The sequence below is a fragment of the Mesorhizobium sp. M1A.F.Ca.ET.072.01.1.1 genome (assembly GCF_004023325.1).
Lineage (GTDB): Bacteria > Pseudomonadota > Alphaproteobacteria > Rhizobiales > Rhizobiaceae > Mesorhizobium.
In genome coordinates this window covers 1-7481 of record NZ_RZSF01000325.1, presented here as the reverse complement: position 1 = coordinate 7481, position 7481 = coordinate 1, and the positions used below count along the sequence as shown (strand labels likewise).

Annotated in this window: 13 protein-coding genes; 8 read left to right on the top strand and 5 right to left on the bottom strand. The window is 65.4% G+C overall.

The window, feature by feature from the left end:
* A partial coding sequence (locus EOA32_RS30315) for an alpha/beta hydrolase (RefSeq protein ID WP_145971392.1) occupies positions 1 to 400 on the top strand: 400 nt, incomplete at its 5' end.
* Here the strand turns inward: EOA32_RS30315 and EOA32_RS30310 are convergent.
* The gene (locus EOA32_RS30310) at positions 378 to 611 is read right to left on the bottom strand and encodes a hypothetical protein (RefSeq protein ID WP_067322613.1); all 234 of its coding nucleotides are present in this window, start codon (positions 609 to 611) and stop codon (positions 378 to 380) included. The two genes, EOA32_RS30315 and EOA32_RS30310, sit on opposite strands and share 23 nt — an antisense overlap.
* A gap of 419 nt (positions 612 to 1030) precedes the next feature.
* Between EOA32_RS30310 and EOA32_RS40830 the strand changes: the two genes are divergently transcribed.
* From EOA32_RS40830 to EOA32_RS30285, 5 genes are all read left to right on the top strand, one after another.
* A complete protein-coding gene (locus tag EOA32_RS40830) occupies positions 1031 to 1240 on the top strand; it encodes a KGG domain-containing protein (RefSeq protein WP_066998404.1) in 210 nt (69 codons plus the stop codon).
* Between the two features lie 135 nt (positions 1241 to 1375).
* Complete coding sequence (locus tag EOA32_RS30300) at positions 1376 to 1873, top strand: hypothetical protein (RefSeq protein ID WP_095778269.1); 498 nt, start codon at positions 1376 to 1378, stop codon at positions 1871 to 1873.
* A 116-nt stretch (positions 1874 to 1989) separates the two neighbouring features.
* Positions 1990 to 2202: a hypothetical protein gene (locus tag EOA32_RS30295; RefSeq protein ID WP_066998409.1), complete on the top strand. Its 213-nt coding sequence runs from the start codon at positions 1990 to 1992 to the stop codon at positions 2200 to 2202.
* Between the two features lie 22 nt (positions 2203 to 2224).
* On the top strand, positions 2225 to 2428 hold the full coding sequence (locus EOA32_RS30290) for a hypothetical protein (protein WP_066998411.1): 204 nt from the start codon (positions 2225 to 2227) through the stop codon (positions 2426 to 2428).
* Between the two features lie 31 nt (positions 2429 to 2459).
* A complete protein-coding gene (locus tag EOA32_RS30285) occupies positions 2460 to 2780 on the top strand; it encodes a plasmid stabilization protein (RefSeq protein ID WP_095778268.1) in 321 nt (106 codons plus the stop codon).
* 172 nt (positions 2781 to 2952) lie between these two features.
* Here EOA32_RS30285 and EOA32_RS30280 read toward each other — a convergent pair whose 3' ends face one another.
* Positions 2953 to 3411: an Lrp/AsnC family transcriptional regulator gene (locus EOA32_RS30280; protein ID WP_066998416.1), complete on the bottom strand. Its 459-nt coding sequence runs from the start codon at positions 3409 to 3411 to the stop codon at positions 2953 to 2955.
* 170 nt (positions 3412 to 3581) lie between these two features.
* Here EOA32_RS30280 and EOA32_RS30275 point away from each other — a divergent pair, with 170 nt between their 5' ends.
* Both EOA32_RS30275 and EOA32_RS30270 read left to right on the top strand, forming a co-directional pair.
* Complete coding sequence (locus EOA32_RS30275; protein WP_066998419.1) at positions 3582 to 4322, top strand: AzlC family ABC transporter permease; 741 nt, start codon at positions 3582 to 3584, stop codon at positions 4320 to 4322.
* The gene (locus EOA32_RS30270) at positions 4319 to 4618 is read left to right on the top strand and encodes an AzlD family protein (protein ID WP_067322590.1); all 300 of its coding nucleotides are present in this window, start codon (positions 4319 to 4321) and stop codon (positions 4616 to 4618) included. The genes EOA32_RS30275 and EOA32_RS30270 overlap by 4 nt, the downstream gene beginning before the upstream one ends.
* 279 nt (positions 4619 to 4897) lie before the next feature.
* Here the strand turns inward: EOA32_RS30270 and EOA32_RS40210 are convergent, their stop codons facing one another.
* The 3 genes from EOA32_RS40210 to EOA32_RS30260 all read right to left on the bottom strand — a co-directional run.
* Complete coding sequence (locus EOA32_RS40210; protein WP_245499430.1) at positions 4898 to 5644, bottom strand: EAL domain-containing protein; 747 nt, start codon at positions 5642 to 5644, stop codon at positions 4898 to 4900.
* Positions 5641 to 6999 carry a diguanylate cyclase gene (locus EOA32_RS40205; protein ID WP_245499429.1) on the bottom strand — a complete coding sequence of 453 codons (1359 nt, stop codon included), beginning with the start codon at positions 6997 to 6999 and terminating at the stop codon, positions 5641 to 5643. The genes EOA32_RS40210 and EOA32_RS40205 overlap by 4 nt, the downstream gene beginning before the upstream one ends.
* 260 nt (positions 7000 to 7259) lie before the next feature.
* Positions 7260 to 7481, bottom strand: a 222-nt coding sequence (locus tag EOA32_RS30260; protein ID WP_145971391.1) for a M20/M25/M40 family metallo-hydrolase, incomplete at its 5' end; no start/stop codon positions are given.

Genomic DNA, 7481 nt, shown 5'->3' with positions numbered 1-7481 from the left:
CGCGCTGGCTGGCTGGGGTTCCTCGCCTGCCGCCTTTCCCGCCGAGGTCCGGCAGGCTTATGCCGAGGCCTTGCGCGATCCAGCCCACGCGCACGCCATCTGCGAGGAATACCGTGCGGCAGCGACGCTCGACCGTGAGCACGACCAGGCGGACCGCAAAGCCGGCCGGCGCATCGGCTGCCCGATGCTTGCGCTATGGAGCGGACATGGCGCGCTCGCCGAATGGTACGCGCGAGAGGGCGGTCCGCTGGCACTGTGGCGGGAGTGGGCCGACGACGTCAGCGGCGGGGTCAGCGGCGGGACGATGCCCGGCGGGCATTTCTTTCCCGAGGAGGCGCCGGCCGAGACAGCCGCAAGGCTCGGCGAGTTTTTTGCGGCTACAGGCCGTAGGCCAGGGTGAGGTAAATCGCCGGCGCAACGATCAGGCAAAGCGCCATCACAATCACCACGGCATTGCCAAGGCGCTCGGCGCGCCTGGCGATGTCGGTGACATCGTCGTCGTCGTTGAGGAATTGGAGAATCGAGGTGTCGGCGAGGACGGAGAGGCGATTGTCGTTCGCGGGCAGGCTTTCGGGCTCTCGCAGATTGGGCTTTGCAGAAATAAAGGTCAAAACGTCGTCTCGCTTTCGAAGCCGGCCGCGCGACTTCCTGGTTCCAATGATTGTGGATTGTATTGGATGCCCGCCATTTGCGCGGAAACGGCGGGCACCCAAAACGGCGCCGATGAAGGGGACTTCGTCGACGACCGCTACCAACTCGAAGCCTCCGCTTTGGTTGCCGTCGAGGGCCCAATGCGCGAGCCACTCCGACTTCAGTCGTAGGAAAGAGACCGACCGTGGCCCCGGGCCCTGGCGCACGCGCGGACCGGCGACGCACGACAAGGCTGTCGCGGCAATGGTCGGGCTAAAAGGATTCACGAAATATTTCGTGGGGGAACATCGATCGCGGGCAGCGGTTCTCATTGCTCAAGGCGGTCGAACCTCCTTGAATCAAACCCCGAAGACCAATCCCCAACAACGGAGCTGCAGATATGCCTAATCAAGGCGGAACTCACCAACAGCACGTCAAAGCAGGCCAGCAGAGCCACAAGAACCGCGACGATCAGCGTCGCGGCCAGCAGCAGGCCGAGGACCGCAACATGCGTCAGCAGGATTCAGGTCAGCACCGGGGCGGCAGCGGCAACTTCGCCGAAGACCGCGAACGTGCATCCGAAGCCGGCCGCAAGGGCGGCCAGCGCTGAGCTTAAGCAGGCGTCCCGCGATCCCTTCGCGGGACGCCGCCCAGAACATCCAATTTGGAACTTCTTCCCCTCCCCTTGGTTCCTCCGAAACCCCGGCGGCTCGGCCGTCGGCAGGACGTTTGAACGGAGGCAACAATGTCCGTGCGCACACTTCACCCCGAACGTGTCGATGAGACACGTATGCAGGCCTATTCGACCTTCGCTCCGCTGCTCATCACCGCCCTGAGCCAGAAGCTGGCGCGCTGCCAAGGCAAGAGCGAGATGGACAAGGTCGAGGCGTCCCTCATCCGCGTCATCGAAGAAGCGGACGTCGTCACGGGAGACGTCGAGGCAATGAAGGAGTTCGCGATCGAACTCGTCGTGTCCACGCTGCGCAATGTGCGCGAGCATCCCGACGCCAAACAGGATGTGGAACAGATCGACGGCCGCCGCACGCAAGGACGCTCGGAGAACCCGGACACGCTGGAAGAACAATTGCAGTCCGGTCTCGAAGATAGTTTCCCGGCGAGCGATCCGCCCGCGGTCGTCTCCACCGCCATCAGCGGTGGCGCGAAGGACATCGTCGGCACCGACGAAGTGCTGCGGCGCAAGAAGGAAGCTGCCGAGCGCGGGCACGAAAACGAGAAGGCATAGCCCCGGCCCCGCACGACCGCAGCCGCCCGTTTCAGGCGCCCTGCCTCATCGCGATCGCCAGCTCGGCGAAGGAACCAGTCCTTTCGCCAAGGGTTGGTTATCGGAAGGAGAAAACGATGGATAAAAGCAAACTTCCACATCGCCCGGGCGCTGGCCGAACGGCACAAGACGCAAGGCTGCCGACCAAGGGCGGCGACGATCCGGACGTGCGGTTCCTGGCCGAGAACACCGACCTTTCACCGAAGCAGGCGCGCGAGCTGATCCGCGAGCACGGGCACGACCGCGACAAGCTGCTTGAAATCGCACGAACCATGAAGGCCGAGGGCTGACCGGCTCTCTGAAAGCGAGGCAATGATGAGCAATTCACCCCGTACCGGACGTCCAGGCACATCCGATCAATGGCCACGTTGGGAAGGTCCGAAAGCCAATCGGCCGAGAGGCTATCTGCCAGCCAAGGACGATCCCGACGAGGATCGCGACGCGGCCGGCGAGAACAACAAGGACCCCGAGCGGTCCGATCTCGGCGACGCGGTCAAAACGAAGAAGGAGCCGTAGCGGCTCCTCCCGGCGCAACAGGAGAAGAAAAATGCCACGCGGAGACAAATCGAAATACACCGACAAGCAGGAGCGCAAGGCCGACCATATCGCCGAGGGCTACGAAAAGCGCGGCGTCTCGGAGAAGGAAGCCGAGCGGCGAGCCTGGGCGACCGTCAACAAGGACGATGGCGGCGGCAAGAAGGCGGGCGGCTCGGGACGCGGCAAGCACACCGGCCATCCGGCGGCGCACAAGGGCGGCAAGGCCGGCGGCAAAGCGTCAAGCTCGCGCTCGGCGGCCGAGCGTTCTGCTTCCGCCAAGAAGGCGGCGGCGACGCGCAAACGCAACGCGGAGCACCACGTGCATCATTAGGCATGGGTTCACCTTCTCCCTTGCCGGAGACCGGCGGATAGGCGCGCAGCGCCGAGACGATAGGGACGAAACGAGGCGCTGGGAAACTGGCGCCTCATTGCCGCGCGGCGGTCCTTCCAGCAGCATCCGGACGCTTCGCGGCCACCTTCTCCCTCAACGGAAAAGGGAAGATCTAAAGCGGCATCTCCGAAGTTTGCTTGACCGTCTGGCTGGGAACGTCGGTCTTGACGTTCTGCACCCCCTTGATGCGACTTAAGTGCTCGGACTGGAAGCGGCGATAGTCCTCGATGCCCGCCGCCACGACCCGCACCAGAGCGTCGCAGTCGCCCAGCATCAGATAGCATTCCAGCACCTCGGGCAGCTTGGCCACCTCCCTGGCGAAATGCTCGATCGTGTCCTCGTCCTGCTGCTTCAGCCAGATGCGAGTGAAGAAGGTATGACCGCGACCGATCTTGGCCGGGTTGAGCACCGCGACATAGCGGTCGATGACGCCAGCCTCCTCCAGCAATTTTACGCGCCTGAGACAGGGTGACGGCGACAGGCCGACCTCTCTCGCAAGATCGTTGTTGGCCATGCGCCCGTCGCGCTGCAGGGCGCGCAGGATCCGCTTGTCGATCTCATCCAGCTTCATGGCGTCCGATTCCAATATTGTCTTAATTCTCGCTATCCAATGCCAAATCTTTGCAGAAACCCCGCATCTTCGCAACCCGATTGCGGAGCATTTCGGCTATGGTGGCCAGCGATAACCGACCATCGAGCAACCGGAGAAGGCCGCCCCGCAAGGCTGGCCGAAGAAGAGCCATGAGCGTTTCCGAGATAACCCTGGGCCACCCTCCCGCCGAAGCACGCGGCGCCGAATTCCGGCGGGGCGCCGCCGCCTCGACGCCGGTGCTGCTTGGCATTGTCCCCTACGCACTCGTGCTGGGCGCGCAGGCGGCGCAGAAGGGCTTGAGCGTCGTCGAGGTGCCGTTGATGACGGGCCTCAACTTCGCCGGCGGCTCCGAATTTGCCGCCATCCAGCTCTGGACCTCGCCGCCGCATGTGCTGTTGATCGCCGCCATCACATTGCTGGTCAACAGCCGGCATTTCCTGATGGGCGCGGCACTTGCGCCGTTCCTGCGCCACCTGCCCAAGCGCAAGGCGTTCCCCGCGCTGTTCTTGATGTGCGACGAGAGCTGGGCGCTCGGGCTCGCCGACGCGAAGCGCCGCGCGGCAGGCGGGCTGCGGCCAGCATTCAGCCTCGCCTATTATGCGGGAACTGCCCTTCCTTTCTATCTTGCCTGGGTGATTTTCACGACCTGCGGAGCGGCGCTCGGGCCGGTGCTTGGCAACGTCGAGCGCTACGGCTTCGCCATGGCCTTTCCGGCAGTGTTCCTGGTGCTGCTGCGCGGCATGTGGAAGGGTTTTGCCGCGGCGCGCCCCTGGCTGGTCAGCCTCGCGGTGGCGGCGGCAACTTATCTCGTCGTTCCGGGCGCCTGGTACGTGGCGGCAGGCGCGCTGTCCGGGCTGGTGTCCGCCTGGCTTCTGGCAGGTGAGAAATGATCGAGCCCTGGACCGTTCTCGCCATCCTTGCCATGGCCGGCGTCACCTATTTGACGCGGATCGGCGGCTATGTCGTGCTCAGGAACCGCACGCTCAGCCCACGCGCCACCGCCGTGATGGAAGCCGCGCCTGGCTGCGTGCTGATCTCGGTGATCGCGCCCGACTTCGTGTCGAAGAATCCGGCCGACCTGGCGGCGCTCGCCATCACATTGCTCGCGGCGACAAGACTGTCGATGCTGCCGACGGTGGTCATCGGCGTGGCTTCGGCCGGGGTATTGCGGTGGGTGATGGGGTAAACGCCGGCGGCCGCCCTCTGCCATGCCGGGGCATCTCCCCCAAGGAGGAGATTGGCTCTCCATCGCATCAACTGCCGTAGACCCCAATTTCGCCAGACGCGATCGAAGCGGTCTCGTCGATCCAGCCCAGATGCTTGTCCAGCGCCGGTCCAGCGGGTCGGGGTCCTGCGGGTCGATGATCGCGGGACCATTGTATCGGGCGAAATGCCGAGCTGATCCAGGCCGAGCTGCTGTTCGATCTCGGCAATCGCGGAGGGTGCTCGCAATTTTGGCCGTCGTTTATCTTGCGACACCCACCCGGGCTTGTGGCTTCTCAGCCGCGGCCCGCGCCACGATCGCCTCCAGCGGCTCTGGCCGGTGCAGGAAATAGCCTTGGCCATAGCCGACGCCCATGCCGACGAGGATCTCCAGCGCGCTTTTCCCCTCGACCTTCTCGGCCACGACGGCGCAGCCCATCGAGCGGGCGATGCCGGCGATTGCCGAGACGATCTCGCGGTCGAAGCGGCTGTCGGCGATGTGCTGGACGAAGGAGCCGTCAATCTTGATCGCATCGATAGGAAAGCGCCGCAGATATTCGAACGAGCTCATGCCGGCGCCGAAATCGTCGAGGCTGACACGGCAATGGCGCAGCCTTGCCCGGCGCACGAATTCCTCCGCTGCGTCGAAATTGGTGACAGCCGCGGTCTCGGTGATCTCGAAGCCGATTGCCGACGGCGGCGCGCCGTTCTCGGCGATCGCCGCGTCGACGAAATCCCAAAGCTGCGGATCGGAGAGCGTCTGCGCCGACAGGTTGAAGCCGAGCGAGACGGCGCCGGAGAGCATCGCCCTGCCATGGCGCGACAGCGCCGTGCGGATGATCCAGCGGTCGAGCCGGGCGGCAAGGCCGAAGCGTTCGGCCACCGGCATGAACTCGCCCGGCAGGATCAGCTTGCCGTTGCGCCCCTCGAGCCGCGCCAGCACCTCGACATGGCGGCTGTCTTGCCAAGGCCTGCCGAGGCGATGGATCTCCTGGCCGAACAGCTTCAACCGGCTGTCTCCATGGCATCGACCAGATCGGCGGCAAGCCGCGCTGCGTTGAGGCCGCCGGCTCCGGAAGCTGTTTCGGCCGAGAACACGGCGAAGCGGTCGCGCCCGCCGGCTTTGGCGGCGTAGCAGGCATCGTCGGCGCAGGCGAGCGCATCGGTTACCGTCGTCCGGGGATCGCGCACGAAGGCGATGCCGATGCTGGCGGCTAGCCTGCGGGACGACACGGCGGGGCCGAGATCGGCGTCGCGCACCGCCGCGAGCACGGCACGCGCCAGCCGCTCGGCGCAAGCGTCGTTGCAGTTCGGAACCAGCAGCGCGAATTCGTCGCCGCCGAGGCGCGCGGCGTGGGCCGAGGGCGGCAGGCTGGCGCGGATGCCGCCGGCGACGCTCTTCAGCGCGATATCGCCCGCGGCATGTCCGGCATAGTCGTTCAGCGCCTTGAAGTAGTCGAGGTCGACATAGAAGACGGCAAGCGGCAGCCGGTCCGCCGCGCCGATGTTTTCGGCGAGCAGCCGGTCGAAGGCCGAGCGGTTCCACAGCCCGGTCAGCGCATCGTGATGGGCGGCGTAAGCGAGCTCCTCGGCGCGCTTCGTCTCGTCGGTGATGTCGCGCACCGTGCCGAGGATCTGGCCGGCCGAGCCGGCGCCCGCGATCAAACGCACCAGCGACTCGACATGGCGGACCGAGCCGTCGCGCCGGACGATACGGTATTGCGTGGCGGTGACGCTTTTCGAGCCCGGCGGCGGCAGATGCGCGCGCTCGGTGGCCTCCTTGTCGTCCGGGTGGAGATAGGTGTGCCAGAGATCGGCCGTCACCTCGTCGGTATCGCTGACCAGGCCGAAGATCTCCCTGGTGCGCGGATCCCAATAGCTCTTGTTGGTGCCGATATCGTAGTGCCAGATGCCGGTGCCGCTGGCGGCGAGCGCGAGCCGCAAGCGGACATTGACCTGCTCAAGCGCGGCCTCGGCCTCCTTCTGCCTGGTGATATCGGTCTGCACGCCCATCAGGCGCAGCGGCTTGCCCTCGGCATCGCGCTCGACGATGCCGCCGCGGTCAAGCACCCAGACCCAGCGGCCGTCCTTGTGCTTCAGCCGTAGTTCCGTCTCGATCGACTCGGTGTCACCAGCGATATGGCGGTCGCCGCTCGCCAGTGCTCGCTCGCAGTCGTCGGGATGAGTGAGCTTCAGCCACAGATCGGAGGTATCGAGCTCGCCCTCGGCATAACCCAGCATCTTCCACCAGGTCGGCGAATAGTAGCAATCGCCCGTCGCGAGATTCCAGTCCCATAGGCCGAGCTGGGCGCGATCGAGCGCCAGCGCCCAGAATTCGCCGTTGCGTTTGTTGTCGTCCGCCATGCCCTCGTTCTTGCCGTCCCCGTTCGGGCATAGTGCATGAAAGCTGACAAGAAAGGGTTACTGGGGTGAAGCTGCCAATCTCCCCTTCTGGTGCCCTTGGGGGGAGATGTCCGGCAGGGCAGAGAGCGCGAAGGATCGCGGCATTGATTAGCTCGATCAAGCCGGTGACCGATCGGCAGGCATCGCTCTTCGCTGAAAAAGTCGGGGGACAGCGCTCCCCTCTGCCCTGCCGGGCATCTCCCCAAAAACAATGGGCGATGCTAGCCGCCCGCCGCCAGCCTTCGCCTCACCACCGCCGCGTGGAAACGCGCGCCATGCAGCAGGCCTTCATCGTTGAAGTCGTAGGCCGGGTTGTGCAGCGGGGCGGAATTTCCGTTGCCGAGAAAGACGAAACAGCCGGGCACTTCGGTGAGGAAGCGGGCGAAATCCTCCGAGGCGGTCATCGGCTCGGCGGCGATGCCGACGGCATCGCCCGCCAGCAC